The organism is Paraburkholderia rhizosphaerae, from assembly GCF_004366595.1.
GTDB lineage: Bacteria > Pseudomonadota > Gammaproteobacteria > Burkholderiales > Burkholderiaceae > Paraburkholderia > Paraburkholderia rhizosphaerae.
Genome location: NZ_SORE01000001.1, coordinates 232338 through 250112, shown reverse-complemented (window position 1 = coordinate 250112; position 17775 = coordinate 232338). Strand labels below are relative to the sequence as shown.

Sequence of the window (17775 nt, the reverse complement as noted above, 5' to 3'; positions counted from 1 at the left end):
CCTATGTTTGAGCCTGAATCACGGTCGTTTTGACATCGACATTACCACGCGTCGCGTTGGAATACGGACACGCCGAGTGAGCGTCATGAATGAGCTGTTCGGCGACGTCTTTCGTCACGCCCGGGAGCATCACTTCCAGTTCGACGTCCAGCGCGAATCGCGCAAGTCCGCCTTGCGTGTTCGCGACGAGACCGACCTTGGCGGTAACCGTCGCGTCGGCCGGCATGGCAATCTTTTTGCGGCCCGCGACAAAACGCATTGCGTTCAGGAAACATGCCGAATAGCCCGCGGCGAAAAGCTGCTCCGGGTTCGTTCCGGTCGCGCCGCTTCCGCCTAGCTCTTTCGGCATCGTCAGTTGCAGGTCAAGTACGTGGTCCGACGAGATCGCACGTCCTTCGCGACCGCCGGTGCTGGTCGCCTGAGCTCGATATAAAACGTTCATGGTGATTCCTTGTGGGTTGTATGGACCTGCTCGTTAGGTGGACAGCGGAAACTCCAGAATGAAGCGTGTGCCATTGGCGTCGCTTTGCACGTAAGCGCGGCCGCCATGCAGTTCCATCACGGTGCGCACGATCGCAAGGCCGAGCCCCGTGGACGGAGGCCCGATCGGCGCGTGATGGCGCGACGAGTCGGCGCGGTAGAAACGGTCGAACACCCGTTCGAGTGCATCTGGTTCGATGCGGGAGCCTTCATTGGCAACCGTCACGCGCAACGCATTCGCGATGCGTTCGACACGCAGCTCGATGGCCATGCCGCGCGGCGTGTGACGGATTGCATTCGCGAGCAGATTGCTCACCGCACGACGGAACAGTTCGACATCTGCGTGCAATGTTCCGTCGCCGGTCACGCGCACCCGGACGCCTGCATCGTCGGCGAGACCTTCGAAGTATTGGGCCACGCACGTCAGTTCGAAATGCGCGTCGAAAGACTTCATGTGCATCACGAATTGCGGATGTTCGGCACGCGCGAGAAACATCACACTTTCGATCATGCGCGACAGGCGATCGCATTCCTCGAGGTTCGACGCGAGCAACGCCTCGTATTCTTCCGCGATGCGCGTGCGCGAAAGCGCGACCTCGGTGGCGCCGCGCAGGTTCGACAGCGGCGTGCGCATGTCGTGCGCGAGATCGGCCGTGTATTGCGACATCCGCTGAAAGCCGCCGGCAAGGCGCTCGAGCATCGAGTTCAGCGACGTGACGAGCGCGGCTAGTTCCTTCGGCGCTTTGTCGACGTTCATGCTCGTATGCAGCCGGTCGACGGTGATGAGCGCTGCGCTTGCCGAAAGCTGCCGCAGCGGGCGCATCGATTCGTGCACCAGCATCCAGCTCATCAGGAAAGCGAGCAGCATGCCGGCAAGGCCAGCGCCATATAAGCGGTCGCGGTAGTGATCGAGCAGCTGGCGGTGGTCGGACATATCTCTTGCGATGACGATGGTGACGGTGCTGCCGTCCGCTAGCGCGGCGTCCGCGGCCAGCACACGCACCAGGGCGCGCGCGCCGCTGCCGGTTTGCGCAATCGCGGCGAGCGTGATGGGCGAAGTCGCCGGCACACGCGTCGACCACACGAGCGAACTGAGCACACCGGTCGCGTGGCCGTCGGTGTTGTGTCCAAACAGCACATGGCCGCTCGCGTCATGGATGTTCATCGCAAGCGCCCGATTGCCGAGTACCTGGCTCGTCAGCCGCAGCGCGTGCGCACGCACGTCGGTTGACGACTGGAGTTCGTTCGCGAGACGCCGTGTATGGAACGCGGCGAGCACGAGTTCGTTGTCGTCCTGCAGCAGAAGCTGGCGTTCCAGCGCGGAGTACAGCGCGCTGCCGACCATCGCGAACACAGCCATCGTGGTGCCCGCAAATGCCAGCGCAAGCGTGGTAGTCAGGGAACGACACCTCATCGGTATTCCAGTTCGATCGCGTAGCCATGCCGTGCACGAAGGGGACAGTTCACCTGGCAAGGGCTCGTTGGCCGGTCACGCGTAGTCCATCCGGCAGAAGCAGAATACTTTTCAGTGCGACAAAAACCTAGAAGACGGCGGGATAGGTTTGGATGAATCCAGGTTTCATGTTTCCTATACCCGGGGGTAGGTGGTCCGACCGTGCGTTTAACTGGATGTACGCAGTACTCCATCTAATTGGTTTTCCGCAATTCGACGGACGTTGGTACACCCATGCGGAATTGGGCATCTGTGATGTCCGAATTGAGCAACCCGGACGGGAATAGGTAGTCCGAATAATTTGTTATCGATGCAAGCCGCGCGATACGAACAGCGCTTTCAGCAGTTTTTTCCTGAAGGCTTACGGAATATATCGTTGTCGTTACATTAATCGAATCGTTTGACGAGTTATGCAAGCAAGTAAACCCGAGGTTATTGAATCAGTCTTTCAGTACATTTCAATGTGGAAAGTATTATCGGGTGATCGACCCGGCGCGGATCTGAGCGATCAGCCGGGGCTGTCGATGTGCTGGGCTCATAGTGAATTTCCTTTCTGGAATGCGATTTTTGTCACTGATACGTTGGCAGATTCAAAGATTTTGGTAAGCAGGCTGCGCGAAGCAGCCGACTACATGCGCGCGAGACGGCACAGCGGTCTCGTGTATATCTGTGAAGACCATCTTGGCAATACGGCTCAACAGGATCTCGACGCGATCATCGCGAACGCGAGACTTGAATTCGTGATGGACATCTTCGGTATGGCTGGCGAGATGTTGCCGTTCGATGCGACACTGCTCGAATCGCCGCTGACATTCCGGCGGGTCAGCGACGAGGCCGCGTTGCAGACCTATGGCGAGATCAATGCCGAGGGCTATGGCTTTTCGCTCGAAGCAGGGCGGGAGGGTCTCGCGGGGTCCCGGTTCTGGAAATCCACGGCCTATAGTTTTATCGGTTATGAAGACGGGAAGCCGGTTTCAACGGCGGCGGCGATTGTCAATGGCGGGCGGATTTATCTGGCGCTGGTCGCGACACGACCGCACGCGCAACGCAAAGGGTACGGTCTTGCAACGGTCCGCCACGCGCTTCAGCAAGCCTGGCAAGCAACTGGTTTGACGCGTGCAGTGCTGCACGCGTCGCCGGCCGGATTGCCGGTGTATCTTCGTGCGGGTTTTCATCGCACGACGCGATTTCTGACTTACCGGCCCGCAAACTGAGTGGTGCCTGACGGTGCGGGCCGGCATTGGCCCGCTTCATGATCCCCGGTTCGCATGCGCGACGCGCAGCGTTCAATCGTCCGTTAAATCTTGGTTTGAGGCCGTATACACATCGTATGCATTGCGGAAGGTGTGGCGGCGTCTATTATCCATGGTGAATTACAACGGTCGACGGCGCTGTCTGCCGGGTCTACGAAAGATGAATAAAGGAAGAGAACGTGAATAGACGTAGTTTTTCTGCCGCCATGGTCGCGGCGGCCGCCGCTTCGATGATTTCCACGCGCGCATTTGCGGCTAACACGCCCCCGACGAAGGCGCGCAATGTCGTCCTGGTGCATGGCCTGTTCGCGGACGGATCGTGCTGGACCGACGTGATTGGACGACTTCAGGCCGCGGGGTTGAACGTGACCTCGGTGCAAAATCCGTTGACGACGCTGCCGGACGCGGTCGCGTCGGCGACGCGAGTGCTCGATCGGCAAGACGGTCCGACGGTTCTCGTCGGCCATTCCTTTTCGGGCATGATCGTGACGGAGGCTGGGGTCCACCCGAACGTGTCGGCGCTTGTCTATGTGGCGGCCCGCGCGCCGGATGCAGGCGAAGACTACCCGGCGCTCGCGAAGAAATACCCGACGCCGCCTGCGAGCGCTGGCATTGTATTCGATGGCGATGAGGGACGGCTTACCGAGGCCGCGTTCCTGAAAGACTTCGCCGGCGACGTGCCGACCGAGAAGGCGAAGGTGCTCTATGCGGTGCAGGAGCCGTTCCACAAGGAATTGCTTGCGGGCAAGACAACGCACGCCGCGTGGCGTTCGAAGCCGAGTTACTACGCGGTCTCGACAGAGGACCGGACCATCAATCCCGACCTCGAACGCTTTATGGCCAAGCGCATGAACGCGAAGACGATCGAACTGAAGTCGAGCCATGTGTCGATGATTTCTCATCCGGAAGAAATCACGCAGCTCATTCTCGAAGCTGCAGGACAACGCAGCAGTTAATCGGGTACGCGCGTGGCGGGTGCACCGGCTGCTGACGGTGCGGCCCGCGGCGCGCACGCATTGTCAGGCGGATTGCTCGCCGAACGGCGATCAGGCGCGTGACGAGCAAACCGCGCCCGTCAGGGCCACGTTTTCAGGCGCGCCACGGTGTCAAGCCAACGCTTCACACCGTCGATCGAGCGGAAGTCTTCGACGCTTCGCGCCGGAAACTGCGGATAGGACGCCGCCGCCATATCGCTCAGTGCTTGGCCGGGGCCGAGTTCCAGAAACGCGGTAGCGCCCTCTTCCAGACATGCCGCCATGCAGGCATCCCAGCGAACCGGTTGCGCGATCTGCCGGGCGAGCTTGTCGACGCCTGCCCCGATATTCGTCACGGGCGCTCCGTCGATGCCGGAAAACACACGCATGCATTGAAGGTCGGACCGACTGACGACCTTTGTCGCGAGTTGGCGAAACGCGACGGCTGCGTCGGCAAGCAGAGGCGTATGCGATGCGACGTTGACCGGCAGCGAAGAGACGCGCGACGCACCGGCCGCCATCGCTTCGAGTGCAATTCTGAGCAGCTTTTGACGGCGGCCGCCGATCACATAAGCGTTACCCGGATTGACGATTGCAATCGCCGCATCGTCACCGGTGCATAGCCGTTCAATCGTGTGCTGATCGAGACCGCGAACGAATAACATCGCGCCGTCCATCGGATTGCACGCACTCATCAACTCGCCGCGAGCCGCAATCAGATTCAGCAGCGCGACCGGCTCGATCAGGCCCGCTACGCCCCACGCGGCGACTTCGCCGACGCTATAGCCGGCCACGCAGCAATCGCCGGCAAGCGCGTCGTTCAGCGCCACCTGCGCGGCGAGCGGCTGCAATGCGCAAAGAATTTGCGCGGAGCGGTTATCGCGCAGCATCGAAGCATCGGCGCGTTTGAGCCATGTATGCACCGACATGCCAAGCAGCGCCGATGCCTGTTCAAAAAGCCGCGGAGCCGCGTCGCGGGTCAAGCGAAACATGTCCGGGTGCTGTGCACCCTGGCCGGAACACAGAATGGCAAGCTTCATCGGGTTGATCGGGCGTCCCATGCGTCGACAAACAGGCTCATCGCGAGCAGGTCCGCCGCGCCACCTGGACTGAGATTTCGTGCGACGAACCGGCTATGAATCGCTTGAGCCGTGTGCCGCCACCCGGGTTGCCAGATGCTTCCCGAAGCAAGGAACGCCTGCGCCTCCTGCTGTGCGTATCGAAGTCCTTCGAGGCCACCGCGGTACAGAAGGTTGGTGTCCTCAAGCTTTGCGATTAGCGCGAAGCAGGCATGCACACGCGCGGCGTCGGATTCTTTCGCGCGCGCATGGTATGCGAGCCGCAAGGCCGGAAGCGCGACGTGATAGATGCCGGGAAACCCGAGCGCGGCTTCGACCCGTGCACCCCCGGCCCCGTATCGACGCTCGGCTGCGGCGCCATGACTGACGGCCGGTCGGGTGCCCGTCAGAATTTCCATTCCCCAATGCCGTGCGACGATTTCGCCTAGCGTTTCCTGCTTATACCCACGATGCGCGGCGCGCAGGCCTGCCGCGGCACACAGAAGACCCAGGCCGAAGATCGCACCGCGGTGCGTATTGACGCCGCCCGTCGCGATCAGCATCTCGCGTTCCGCGCGCAGGCCGATGCGGCGAAGCTCGAGCATGCCGGCGTTCGCCGCCCCCGCGTCGGCAAGTTCCGCAAAAAACGGTTGCAGCGCGTGCGCACTGTCCCGCAGCGTTTGTGCATTCATATCGGCATGACTGCCGCTGTCGATATGGCTGACGAGTCCTGGCTTCGGCCAGGTCGTCACTTCCGCAAGCAGGCAGCTGACCGCGGCTTCCGCAACATGCGATGCATGGTGCCGCGGCATCGAACGCGCCCGCGAACGCGGCCGGACAACGCAATCGGCTAAAGGGTTCACGTCCGTTCTCCGGGGGATGGGCTGCGCGGGAAGTTCGCGGTCGACATCGCTAGAACGCATCGATAGCCAGTTGATAGACACGGTCACTGATGGGGGCGGCTTTCGGACGCCCTTTGCGTTGCAATCCCAATTCGTCGCGCAAATCACCGGCGTGCACGGTCTGTGCGCGGATCGCGCTTTCCAGCTGCGCGGCGAGCGAACTGCGCGGGTCCCAGACTTCGTGCACGGCGCCGGTTTGAGCGAGGTTGTCCAGACCTGGCGCAAACACCGGGTTCGATTTCGCTTTGGATTCGAGCCATTCCATCGGCAGCTTGGTGACTCGCGCAATCGATGGCAGATCCATCACTTCAGGGTGTGCACCTGGAAGCGCCGCGAGCGTGCGCGCGGCCAGCGCGGTCGCGAGGAACGCGCCCGCCGCGGTGTTCCCATACAGCAGGCCTACCGTCGGGTGGCCGAGCGAGCTCGCATAGAAAAGGCACTTCGCCAGATGGGCGAGATACTCGTTCAGGCCAAGCAATTCATCCCGCTTGCTCATACGTTGGCTGCTGCTGTCGACGAGCACGACGATCGGCTCGCGTTGCACATGTCCAAACACGTCTAGCAAGTAGCGCGACAGCGTCGCTGTCTCGTCGACGCCGGGCGCTATGCCATCCGTTATCCCGATCACATGTAGCGATCCGCCTGCGGGACGCGTCGCGTGACCGTACAGGATCCCATTCACCGCAATCAGGTGATAGCCGCTCGGAAAGAGCGACTCGAGAATCTCATCGAGCGTCATGGCAAGCGTTCCTGATACGGGAGCCAAGTTCCATAAAGCTGGTGTAATCCAGCTCGGGCAACGACGCAGGCGAGCGGGCACCCATCAGGCGCCACACATCCAGTGCATCGGCACATTCGCCGAACAGGTCGATGCGCTGTTCGAGACGAAACTGTTCCTGCTGCAGCGTGTGTTCACCCGCCGCGGAGTGCGTGGTCAGCAGTTCGAGTGCCGCGTCGCGAAAGTGCGCGATCGAATCGTCGACAAACCGGTCCGCGCCACCGATCAGCCAGCGATGCTTGCCGCCCATCGTGCGCCAGATCAACGCCCTGTCGCGCGAATCGAACTCTTCGATGCCGCGATTCGTTTCGATCACTTCCGGACCGGATACACCGATGCGCCCCTGTTCCGACACGGCCAGTGCCGAACAGCACGCGGCGATCAGGCCGCCGCCGCCGAAGCATCCTGCGCGTCCGCCGATCAGCCCGATGACAGGCACGCCCGCGAGACGCGCTTCATAGACCGCGCGCATGATTTCGGCGACCGCCAGTTCTCCCGCGTTGGCCTCCTGAAGCCTGACGCCGCCGGTATCGAACAGCAGCAGAACCGGAATCGACCGGATGTCGCGCGACGCTCTAAGAAGGCCGGTCAGCTTGGCGCCGTGCACTTCGCCAAACGCACCACCCATGAATTGGCCTTCCTGTGCCGCGACGAACACCGGCTTGCCGTCGAGCCGCCCGCTGCCGACGATCATTCCATCGTCGAATTGCGTCGGCAGATCGAACATCGCGAGATGAGGGCTGGTCTCGCGTTGCTGCGGCCCGAGAAACTCGGTGAACGTGCCGGCATCGAGCAGCCCGTCGATGCGTTGTCGCGCGGTCGATTCGTACCATGTGACCGAGGTGTGAGGCGCTTGCGGTTGTGCGTGCCCGGTAGCGGGCGAACTCGGGTTCATCAGGCATCCTCCGCGATTGACGCAACGGCTTGTGCAAGGCGCAGCGATACCGTGTCGGGACGAGCGCCACCATCGTTGATCGACATCCGGAGTCCTCCCGTGCGCGCTTGCGCGACGAAGTCGCCGATCACCGCTTTCCATACGTCGGCAAAGCCCCTCACAGCGGTATTGACGACCACTTCACAGTCCGTATCTGGCAGCACGCGCTCGACGAGTACTTCAAGATTGCCGGAGGCCACGACACCGACGATCGCAAGCAGTCGTTCGCCGCGCGCGCGCCGGTCGACGCTGTATCGGTATGCGAGATGTTCCATTGGTGAACTCCTACCAGTTCCGGAACCGCGAAGGCGGCTGATACAAGCCGCCCGACCAGCGAACGAGATCCTGGATCGAGCGCGCGGCAAGCAGACGGCGATCCGCGTCGAGCACGGCAATACCGATATCGTCCGGCCGCTGGATCACGCCTCTGCTGCGCAGTTCTTCAACCTTCTTCTTATCGCGCGCGCGGCCCACGTCGGTATAGCCGGCGACGCCGCGAATCGCCTGTTCGCGCTCGTCCGCGTTGCGACAGAGCAGCAGATTGGCGATCCCTTCTTCGGTGACGATGTGCGTGACGTCGTCGCCATAGATCATCACGGGCGCTAAAGGAAGCCGCAGCTTTTCGCCGAGATCGATTGCATCGAGGTTCTCGACGAACAACGGCAGGTTTTTATCGCCAAACGTCTCCCCTATTTGCACGACGAGTTTGCGTCCGCGCCGAAGCATCGGTGAACTGTCGGTATCCGCTTCGCTGCCCGCGCGCAGCCACGCTTCGCTCGGGTGTCGCCGGCCCGTTGCATCGGAGCCCATGTTCGGCGCGCCGCCGAAGCCGGCAATCCGGTTTGCCGTGACGGTCGACGAGTTTCCGTTCAGATCGATCTGCAGCGTGGACCCGATGAACATGTCGCACGCATAGAGGCCAGCCGTTTGGCAAAAGGCGCGGTTGGAGCGCAGCGAGCCATCGGACCCGGTGAAAAAAACGTCCGGACGCGCGCGAATGTACTCGTCCATGCCGACTTCCGAGCCGAAACTATGGATCTGCTTGACCCAGCCTGATTCGATTGCCGGAATAAGCGTGGGATGCGGATTGAGCGCCCAATGCGTCGCAATCCGATGCTTGAGGCCCAGCCGCTCGCCGAACGTCGGCAGCAGCAACTCGATCGCCGCGGTGTTAAAACCGATGCCATGATTGAGCCGCGTGACGCCGTAGCGCGCGTAAATGCCTTTGATCGCCAGCATCGCGGTCAGGATCTGCGACTCGGTGATCGCAGCGGGGTCGCGTGTGAAAAGCGGCTCGACATAGAACGGCCGTCCCGCTTCGACAACGAAATCGACCTGGTCGCCCGGTATGTCGACTCTCGGCAAGCTGTCGACGATGCGATCGACCTGCGCGACGACGATGCCGTTTTTAAAAGCGGTTGCTTCCACAACGGTCGGCGTATCTTCGGTATTGGCGCCTGTATAGAGATTGCCGTGACGATCCGCATAAACGGCGGCAATGAGCGCGACATGAGGCGTCAGGTCGACGAAGTAGCGCGCAAACAATTCGAGGTACGTGTGGACCGCACCTAACGCGATTTTCCCCGCGTATAGCATCTGGGCGGTTCGTTGCGCCTGTGGGCCCGAGTAGGCAAAGTCCAGGTGGGTCGCGATACCGCGTTCGAACACATCGAGATGCGCGGGAAGCACGACACCGGACTGCACCATATGCAGATCGTGCAGGATGCCTTTATCCGCGGCGGCGAGCGCTTTGGCGAGCAGATCGGCCTGCTTCTGGTTGTCGCCTTCGAGACAAACGCGGTCGCCAGGCCGGATCACCGCATGGAGCAACGAGGTGGCATCGGCGGCTTCGACGAGTTTGCCCCGAGCGAACGGCGCGGCGGCCGTCATTCTCGACGTTTTGTCAGCCCGGTTCGTATCCCACTTCGACATGGTTCTTCCCAACAAAAGCGCCTCGCGGCGCGTCTTATGGAGAATGAACTTTAGCGTGAAGATCTTTGCGGACGTAGCATATCTTCGTGAGTGTCGTTATACGTTCGGATAACTTGAGACCGTGGAACGGGTGTCAGCGGTGCCGCTAACCGCAGGCTGCGTCCAGCATACAGTCCGCCGGCCCCGGTATCGAGACCCGGAATACCGCGCCCGCCTGGGATCCGGGTTCGACAGCCAGCTTGCCGCCATGCGCTTCGACAATCATGCTGCAAATGGCGAGTCCCATGCCGAGGCCTTCCCGTTTGGTCGTGACAAACGGCGCGAACAGCCTCCCGTCGACAGCGGGTGAGATGCCGGGTCCGGTATCTTCGACAGCAATCACAACATCGCCCGTGACCGTCCCGGATGTGCTGATGGTCAATACGCGTCGGCTGCCGTTCAAGCCCACCATCGCGTCGATCGCATTGAAGACGAGATTGAGCACGACCTGTTGAAGCTGCACGCGATCGCCATACACCAGCCGTTCTTCGCTTAACGAACGGGCATCCAGTTCGACGCGGGCTTCGCAAAGGCGGCTCTGCGACTGGGCCAGAATCTCGTCGATCGATGCATTGATGTCAAACAGTTCGAAGCTTGGCGTGGCGTTGCTGACCAGCGCGCGCAAGCTGCGGACGATGCTTCGCCCGCGAGCGCTTTGCTCGACGATTTGTTCGACCATCGAGCGCGCTTGTCCAATATCCGGCTGCGCGGCGCTCAGCCAGTTCAACGCAGCGCCCGCGGCAGCTCCGACTGTGGCGAATGGTTGCGCGACTTCGTGCACGACGGAGGCAACCAGTTCTCTCATCGTGATCAGCGGTTTGACGCGAGCCAGTTCGTTTTGTGAATCGCGCAGTGCGTCGACCGCTCGGTCTCGTTGACGCGATTCTTCGGCAAGGCGTGTGCAAAGGCGCGCGTTTTCAAACGTGACGGCGGCCTGGGTGGCCAGTGCCACCAGCACTTCGACTTTCTCAGGCGTAAATACCGCTGTGGCCATGCAGTTTTCGAGGTACAGGATGCCGGTCGTGCGCGCCTGCTGAACAATGGGCATGCACACAATCGAGCGTGGCTGGTTCGACAGGATATACGGGTCCTGCGCGAATTCGCGGTGTTGCAGCGCGTCGCCGACCACCACATGCTCGCGCGTGCGCGCGACGGTTTGGAGGATTGTCGCGGGCATGTCGCGCGCGGAGACATCGGACGGTGACATCGAAAGCGCCACTCCGTCGCGGGTCACGTACGCGGTTGCAGCCGTTCGGAGCTCGGTTCCATTAAAAAACGCGAGCACACCCCGTTGCGCCCCGGCGAATTCGACCGAAGATGTCACGATCATGCCGGCAAGCTTGCTCAGAACGATCTCTCCGGACGAAGCGTAAGGGCTTTGCGGTTCCGGTTCGCTGTCGGCACCCGGCGCCGCCCATCTTTGCGCGGCACGTGGTTCATCAACGATGAGCGACCCGGGCTCACGTCTCCAGGTCGAGTCCATCGCGTGCACTTTGCCCTGAGCACCGAGACTCAGATACGCGTCGCGCGCGTGGCTCAGATACGAACGCGCGACGGTGTCCAGCCGGCGGCGGGTGTAGTGCCGTGCAGCGGCTTCGGCGGCGAGCGCTTCGATCTGGACGAAACCGTGCTGTTGCGCGTCGTTGATGGCTTCTTCGAAAAGACATTCCGCGTTGCAGAACCGCTTTTCTATGCAGGCGATCTGCGCCTCGACAAGTGCAAGGCGGCAACGGAAATTCTCCGGACAATATCGAACCCAGGCCGCGAGCGTGTTGTGCCGTGCATAAAGGGCAACCACGTGTTCGGGGATGATCGCAGGGGACGACGCCAACAGCGCTTCTGCATGCGCGAGCGCGCCATAGCATGAGTAATCCACGATTTCGACCAGCGAGTCCGACGTCCACGCGTGCTTTCTCGCGGCGCTTTCCGCCGCGAGTGCGGCCCGAAAATCGCCGAACGTCAACGAAACCTGCATCTGGTGCGTCCAGAACGCAAACGCGGCGAGCGATCTCGACAATGCGGGATTGCGGACAATGCGCGAGACCCAGTGCGGATCGTATCCGGCCGTCAGCAGCGACGCCTCGTCGACGGGCATTCCGCAGAGCTCGCGAAGCATGCAGATCTGCGTCATGAACGAGTCGGCCATCAGATCGATGTTGTACTTTCTCGCGACGTCGAACCCTGCATCGGCCTCCGCGAGCGCCTGCCGGATCGGCGTTCCCGAAAAGATCAGGATGCTGACGAGATTCCTGCGCGAATAGACTTCGAAGTTCAGATCACCAATCAGCGAAGCGCTTCGGACCGCTTCCCGAACCAGCGACTCCGCCTGTCTGATGGGCTTCGACCACGGCAGCACGCATGAACCCACCGTGACCTGAGCCCGCACTTTCATGCTGCCGAGGTACTTGCTGCCGATCAACCTCATCGCCAGTTCACCGAACTGAATACCCGTCTCGTAGTCGCCGTAGCGGACACCCAAAGCGCGGACCACGCCCGCATAAGCATGCGTGGACGCGTCGCAGTGTCCGTGCCGCAGACTGATCGACGTCATCCGCAGCAGGACGAGGTCGCGAAGATTCCGGTCGCAAAGCAGCGCAACGGGGAAAAAATCCACATACACTTCCATGATGCTGCGCAGCTGCACGTTGCGCATCAACGGGAGCTCAAACAACGCGTGCGGCTGGCGGCCACTCATCAGCGTGATCACGCGCTCGAATTCGCGGTCGACATCGTCGTCTGTCGGCCTTTTGGGCAACTGTTCGCCAGCCTGATGCAGATAGTTCACGGCGACACCCAGTGCATCGTCGAGCTGATCGCGAGCGGTCAGGATGGTCAGCAGCAGGCGGGTCACCTGGGTGCGCAGGCCCAGATCGAGAAAGTGGTACTTCAAGCGCGTGAGGCGGGATAATGCGACGGTTGCCGCACCTGTCAAGAATTCGCATTCCGCACGGTGAAACTCCGCGGCGTCGCGATCCGACGATTCACGCGTGCCGGAAAGCAGGCGCGTGGCCGCGACGAAATATTCGAGCGCGGACACATGCTCGGCCGTGTTCCGGGCGCGACGTCCGGCTACGAGATTCAGACGTCCGAACGACACGCGTTCATCGATTGCCCTGACAAGCGGCAAGCCGCGGTTGATCTGATTGACGACCACGAAAACCTGGTCGCTGTGCTGATCGAAGGTCGGACTCGCAGCGAGCCTTCTGCCTATCTCAAGGTGCATCCGTTGCTTGTCGGCTGCCGAGATCGATGCATAGACGGCTTCGCGGACACGATCGTGCCAGAACCGCCAGTCGCTTGCGTGCTGGTAAACGAGGTCGACTCTTTCCGCCTCGATTAGCGACGACAACGCATCGTCCGGCTCGGTGCCTGCCGCGGCGCTCAAGGTATCCGCCGAAGCGTTTTCGACACATGACAGATATCGCAGATCAAGCTGTGCTTCGTTCGACAGGTTCGCAATCCGGCGCCGCATAAAGTCGGCAATATTGTTAGGCTGGCAGACTTCCTCGGCCCTGCCGGGATTCCATAACCATTTGCCTGCGACGTAATCGAAGCTGATCAAGCCTTCGTCCGCGAGTGACGCAAGCAGGCGAATCGCAAAAAACGGCTCACCACCGGTCTTGCTTTCGACGAAGCGCGCGATCGGTATCGCAACGGAGATCGTGCAGGTCAACGTGTCGGAGATGAACTCGGCAAGATCGGTGGCGCGCAACGGCCGCGTCGGAACGACCACCATATGATTCCGGGTCTCGTTGATCCATCGCCGGATCGAAGACGACTGTGCTCCCGTATCCCGATACGCGGCGACGACCGATACATAACTGACTTGCGCGTCGGTGATCAGGTGCTGGATGACCGCGAGTGTGCCGGCATCGGCCCATTGCAGATCGTCAAAAAACAGAATGAGTGGGCATTCCGGAGTCGCAAACGCGTTCAGCAACTGCGTGGTAAGACGCAGAAACCGCAGTCGCTCGAGTTCGGGTGTCAGTTCCGGAACGGGTGGCAGATTGCCGAGAATGACCGCCGCGCAGGGCACCAGTGATGCGAGCGCGCCTGCGTTGATCCCGAGCGCATCGATCAGTTTCGCTCGCGTTGCCTGAAACCTTTCATCGCTCTCGCCGACGATTGGCCGCAACAGCGTCTGAAACGCCTGGACTAGCGCGTAGTACGGGACGGCTGCCTTGAGCGGATCGCATTTGCCCGTTGCATAGCAATGCGGTGTGTTCTCAAGCTGCAATATATGGTTCCCGACGAGCGAGGTCTTGCCCGATCCGGAATAACCCGTCAAAAGAATGAACTCGGGTTTTCCTGTAGCGGCGACACGTTCAAATGAAGACGTGAGCACGCGCAGTTCGCTGGTTCGCCCATATAACTTTCGCGGCTTCTTGAACTTGCGGCCGATGCTCTTCAGGTCGAGCGGAAATGAAGCGACCGCCTGATCAGCCGGATAAGACGAACGGCAACGGGACAGATCGGCCGTCAGGCTGCACGCCGACTGATATCGATCCTCCGGACGCCTCGCGAGCATCTTCATCAGGATTGCGGCGAATTGGCACGGCATGCCGGTAAAGCACGATGCCAACGTTGCCGGATGCGGGTCGACGTGCGCATGCATCGCGGCATCGGCGCAATGCAGCGGTGGCCGTTGGCCGGTCAGCATTTCGTAGAAGATGCATCCCAATGCATAGAGGTCGGTCCGTTCATCGACTTCGCCCGACACGCAGCCGGTTTGTTCGGGGGCCTTGTATGCGAAGTCAGGGTCCGCGATATCGACTTCGCGTTGGCGATTTCCGAAGCCGGTGAGCCAGCTGCGCGACGAATCGACGTCGACCAGGATATGCGAGGGATTGAGATCGCCGTGGACCAGCCCTGCGGTATGGCACGCACACACGGTTGCCGAAAGCGCTTCGGCAAATTTCAGAAACGCTGCAGGATCGAACGATTTGCCGGAAACGCTTGCCAGTAGCACGCCACCCGGGTCGCATAGAACCAGGGCGTCGCGTCCGGCGTACCGCGCAAGCGTTACGGGTACCGCGGCCCACCGCGGATCGAGCTGGTTGCGCATGCGAAACTCCGCGTGCAACCGCTCGGTGCTCTCCGGATCATGCTCCGCGACCACGCGGATCAGACGCCCGCCCGCCCAGTTGTCCATGCAACGGATCAAAGGTTCGTCGCCCGATTTCAAAATCGAACTCGAAGACTCCCTGGGGCCGTTAGCGGATGGGTGCGTAATCGCGCCATCGATGGGAAGCAGTTCGCCGTCACGTACGAGTGGACTGAACACATGGCTGGGCTTGGTCATCGCTTTCGAATCCGCGGGAAGTTCAGGTTTTAAAGTCGCGTATCGAAGCCGCATGCAGATGCATGGGCGTCACGGCGTTGGTCATACGCCTGCAGACTGGATCTTTCAGGTAGCGAACCGTCCTGACAGTAGTCGCAATGGACCCGTGTTCGTTGCACATTGCGTGCGATGCGCAAGAGAACGAACGATCAGGTCAAGCCGCGCATACGGATGGCGTCGTTTTTATGCAATTTTGGCCGTATTTTGACATTGATGCCGGAGTAAGACCGGTCATCCGACAATGGAATTTTCGTGAGTCGCCATTCTTGTAGAAAGCTGTCTTCATCATCGCCTCGTATGGGTCGACAGCACCATGCGCGACGCGCTTCCAGAACCTGATTCCCGTTATATGGGACATAATGCCTGGAAAGGGCAGCGCCACTGGATAAAAGAACCGGTAAGCGAAGCACCGGCTGCCGTGGACCACATTTCAAATGTGGCGCTAAATGTTTACGTTATCAACTTCTCGATATTACGCAACGTATACTATGTGTATACTTGTGGAAAGAAAGTGGGCGGGGATAATCGGTGTTTGCCGTATTTATGTAGGCTGCAAGCGACAGCGGTATGAATGAGAAACAAAAAGCTGTTACCCGCGAACCCCAAGCTCCGACAATCTGATGCTTATGCGTAACGACCACGCAATTTCGTTTGGATCCGCGGTGAACCCTCGTGACGCGTCGGCGGAACACTTTGTGGCTGGCTCGCCGTCCATCGTCTATGTCGTCGACGATGACAGATCGATTCGGTTGACACTGGGTTCGCTGTTGCTTTCCGTCGGCTACCAGGTGGAGGCGTTCGAGTCCGTGGCGGCATTTCTCGAGTTCGACCGGCCGGACACAACGAGTTGCCTCGTGCTCGACATCCGGCTGCGCGGCGAGAACGGTCTTGTGTTTCAGCGCGAATGTCATCGGTTTCATTTGCACATGCCAATCCTCTTTGTGTCGGGGCATGGCGATATCGCGATGTCTGTTCAGGCGATGAAAGCCGGCGCGGTCAACTTCCTTGAAAAGCCGTTTCGCGACCAGGACCTGCTGGACGCCGTGCACGATGCATTGGCGCGTGACTACAGCAGACGGAGTAGCGAGCAACGGCTCAAGCCATTGCGCGCTTCATATGGCCGACTCTCGGCCCGCGAGAGAGAAGTCCTGCACCTCGTGGTCACCGGTCTTCTGAACAAGCAGATTGCCGCGACGCTGGGTGTCAGCGAAGACTGTGTGAAGTTGCACCGCAGTCAGGTGATGAAAAAGATGGGCTCGCGCTCCGTACCGGATCTTGTGCGCAAGGCCAGAGATCTCGGCATCACGCCGCGCTGTTAGCCGCGTCACATCCGCGATTCGCTAGCGGCTGGGGGTGGAACATCATCTCTGGTTAGCAGCAACGCGATGGGCCGCGTGGAATCGAACGCTGACAGGAAAATGGTCAGCGCCACGGTGCCCGGCACCGCGAGGAACGCACCGGCGATGCCCCAGATCGCGGTCCACGTTGCGAGACTGATCAGAATCACGGCTGGACTCAGGTTGAGCGAGCCCGACATCAACCATGGGTCGACCACATTGCCTATGACGAAGTTAATGACCGAAAGCGCGATCAGCAGCGTGATCGGTTCGCTCCATTGGCCGAACTGAAGCGCGGCCAGCAAGGTGGGCAGCGCAACCGATAGCAGCGAACCCGCATACGGCACGAAATTGAGCAGCGCGACGAGTACCGCAAGCAGCGCGGCAAATTCCAGGTGGACCAGACGCATGCTGATATAGCTCAAAATGCCCAGTACCACACCCAGCAACGCCTTCAACGCGAGATAGGTGCCGATTTTCTCGTTCACCGCATCGATGACAGGCTCGAGGTCGGTCTTGCCGCGCATCACGGCCAATAGCTTGCGCCTGAACTTGCGATGTTCGAACATAAAAAATGCCGCATACAGCATGACGACGAAAGCCGTCGCCATCATCGATGAAACGGAGCCGAGTAGCGAAGTGAGAATGCCCTGCACGTTGACTGCGCCGAGCAGGTCGCGGCGGAAGGCCGTCCATGTCGCTTCGGTTTCGATATGCAGCAGCGCGGCGAATCGGGTCAGCAGCGCGAGCAGCGTCGATTCGTACTTCGGCGCGACCGCCACCATCCGGTCCGTATCGGCGAGCAGCAGTTCGGCGGCGAGGTAGGCGGCGATCAGAATGATCACCGCAGCACTTGTGTAACGCGTGCCGGGCCCGAGACGCTTGCCCACATGAGGCACGCGCCTGAGAATTTCAGCGAGCCCGTAGATCACATAGCAGGTGATGATCGCAAACGCGATTGGCACGAGCACCGTGCGCCCGATGTAAAGCACCCACCCGGTGATGACGGTGATGACGAGCACACAGGTGCATGCGACAAGGTCCGGTTTCATGGAGTCTCCGGGTTCGAAGCAACGATATGGGCCTTTCAATCGATGACCGACGGTTATGGAAACTCCAGTTGTGTGAAGGCTCGACAGTCGCGAATCGAAATAATAAGAAGACCAGAATTACTTACTGAATACCAAATCGGCGTAAGCGTCAAGCCAGTCGCGTGTAATCCGCATAACGACAGCGAAGCACCTGCGATCGGTGGTTCGCCCATCCCTGCAATGGCAACGTAACGCGAGCACGT

The 17775-nt window shown here is 60.6% G+C and carries 13 protein-coding genes; 3 read left to right on the top strand and 10 right to left on the bottom strand.

Going from position 1 to position 17775, the window contains the following annotated elements; all coding sequences use genetic code 11:
- Position 1: 1 nt before the first annotated feature.
- Together BX592_RS01025 and BX592_RS01020 are read right to left on the bottom strand one after the other, a co-directional pair.
- Complete coding sequence (locus BX592_RS01025) at positions 2 to 442, bottom strand: organic hydroperoxide resistance protein (RefSeq protein WP_134189775.1); 441 nt, start codon at positions 440 to 442, stop codon at positions 2 to 4.
- 33 nt (positions 443 to 475) lie between these two features.
- The gene (locus tag BX592_RS01020; RefSeq protein WP_134189774.1) at positions 476 to 1894 is read right to left on the bottom strand and encodes a heavy metal sensor histidine kinase; all 1419 of its coding nucleotides are present in this window, start codon (positions 1892 to 1894) and stop codon (positions 476 to 478) included.
- A gap of 671 nt (positions 1895 to 2565) precedes the next feature.
- On the opposite strand from BX592_RS01020, the gene BX592_RS01015 reads away from it, so the two are divergent.
- Together BX592_RS01015 and BX592_RS01010 are read left to right on the top strand one after the other, a co-directional pair.
- The gene (locus BX592_RS01015) at positions 2566 to 3147 is read left to right on the top strand and encodes a GNAT family N-acetyltransferase (RefSeq protein WP_166676285.1); all 582 of its coding nucleotides are present in this window, start codon (positions 2566 to 2568) and stop codon (positions 3145 to 3147) included.
- A 245-nt stretch (positions 3148 to 3392) separates the two neighbouring features.
- The gene (locus tag BX592_RS01010; RefSeq protein WP_134189999.1) at positions 3393 to 4142 is read left to right on the top strand and encodes an alpha/beta fold hydrolase; all 750 of its coding nucleotides are present in this window, start codon (positions 3393 to 3395) and stop codon (positions 4140 to 4142) included.
- 119 nt (positions 4143 to 4261) lie between these two features.
- Here the strand turns inward: BX592_RS01010 and BX592_RS01005 are convergent, their stop codons facing one another.
- From BX592_RS01005 to BX592_RS00975, 7 genes are all read right to left on the bottom strand, one after another.
- Positions 4262 to 5200, bottom strand: a complete 939-nt coding sequence (locus tag BX592_RS01005; protein ID WP_134189772.1) for an ACP S-malonyltransferase — start codon at positions 5198 to 5200, stop codon at positions 4262 to 4264.
- Entirely contained in the window at positions 5197 to 6030 is an 834-nt protein-coding gene (mdcB, locus tag BX592_RS01000; protein ID WP_341802957.1) for a triphosphoribosyl-dephospho-CoA synthase MdcB, read from the bottom strand. Before mdcB ends, BX592_RS01005 begins: the two co-directional genes overlap by 4 nt.
- A 100-nt stretch (positions 6031 to 6130) precedes the next feature.
- Positions 6131 to 6859 (bottom strand): biotin-independent malonate decarboxylase subunit gamma, encoded by a 729-nt coding sequence (locus BX592_RS00995; protein WP_134189771.1) that lies wholly within the window; start codon positions 6857 to 6859, stop codon positions 6131 to 6133.
- On the bottom strand, positions 6846 to 7793 hold the full coding sequence (locus tag BX592_RS00990; protein WP_134189770.1) for a biotin-independent malonate decarboxylase subunit beta: 948 nt from the start codon (positions 7791 to 7793) through the stop codon (positions 6846 to 6848). Before BX592_RS00990 ends, BX592_RS00995 begins: the two co-directional genes overlap by 14 nt.
- A complete protein-coding gene (mdcC, locus tag BX592_RS00985) occupies positions 7793 to 8107 on the bottom strand; it encodes a malonate decarboxylase acyl carrier protein (RefSeq protein ID WP_134189769.1) in 315 nt (104 codons plus the stop codon). Before mdcC ends, BX592_RS00990 begins: the two co-directional genes overlap by 1 nt.
- A 10-nt stretch (positions 8108 to 8117) precedes the next feature.
- Positions 8118 to 9764 carry a malonate decarboxylase subunit alpha gene (gene mdcA / locus BX592_RS00980; protein ID WP_134189768.1) on the bottom strand — a complete coding sequence of 549 codons (1647 nt, stop codon included), beginning with the start codon at positions 9762 to 9764 and terminating at the stop codon, positions 8118 to 8120.
- 145 nt (positions 9765 to 9909) lie between these two features.
- Positions 9910 to 15105: a trifunctional serine/threonine-protein kinase/ATP-binding protein/sensor histidine kinase gene (locus BX592_RS00975; protein WP_166676284.1), complete on the bottom strand. Its 5196-nt coding sequence runs from the start codon at positions 15103 to 15105 to the stop codon at positions 9910 to 9912.
- Positions 15106 to 15806: 701 nt separating this feature from the next.
- Between BX592_RS00975 and BX592_RS00970 the strand changes: the two genes are divergently transcribed.
- Positions 15807 to 16463, top strand: coding sequence for a response regulator transcription factor (locus BX592_RS00970; protein WP_243849232.1), 657 nt, complete (start codon positions 15807 to 15809; stop codon positions 16461 to 16463).
- Positions 16464 to 16468: 5 nt separating this feature from the next.
- Here the strand turns inward: BX592_RS00970 and BX592_RS00965 are convergent, their stop codons facing one another.
- Entirely contained in the window at positions 16469 to 17533 is a 1065-nt protein-coding gene (locus BX592_RS00965) for an AI-2E family transporter (RefSeq protein WP_134189766.1), read from the bottom strand.
- Positions 17534 to 17775: the final 242 nt, after the last annotated feature.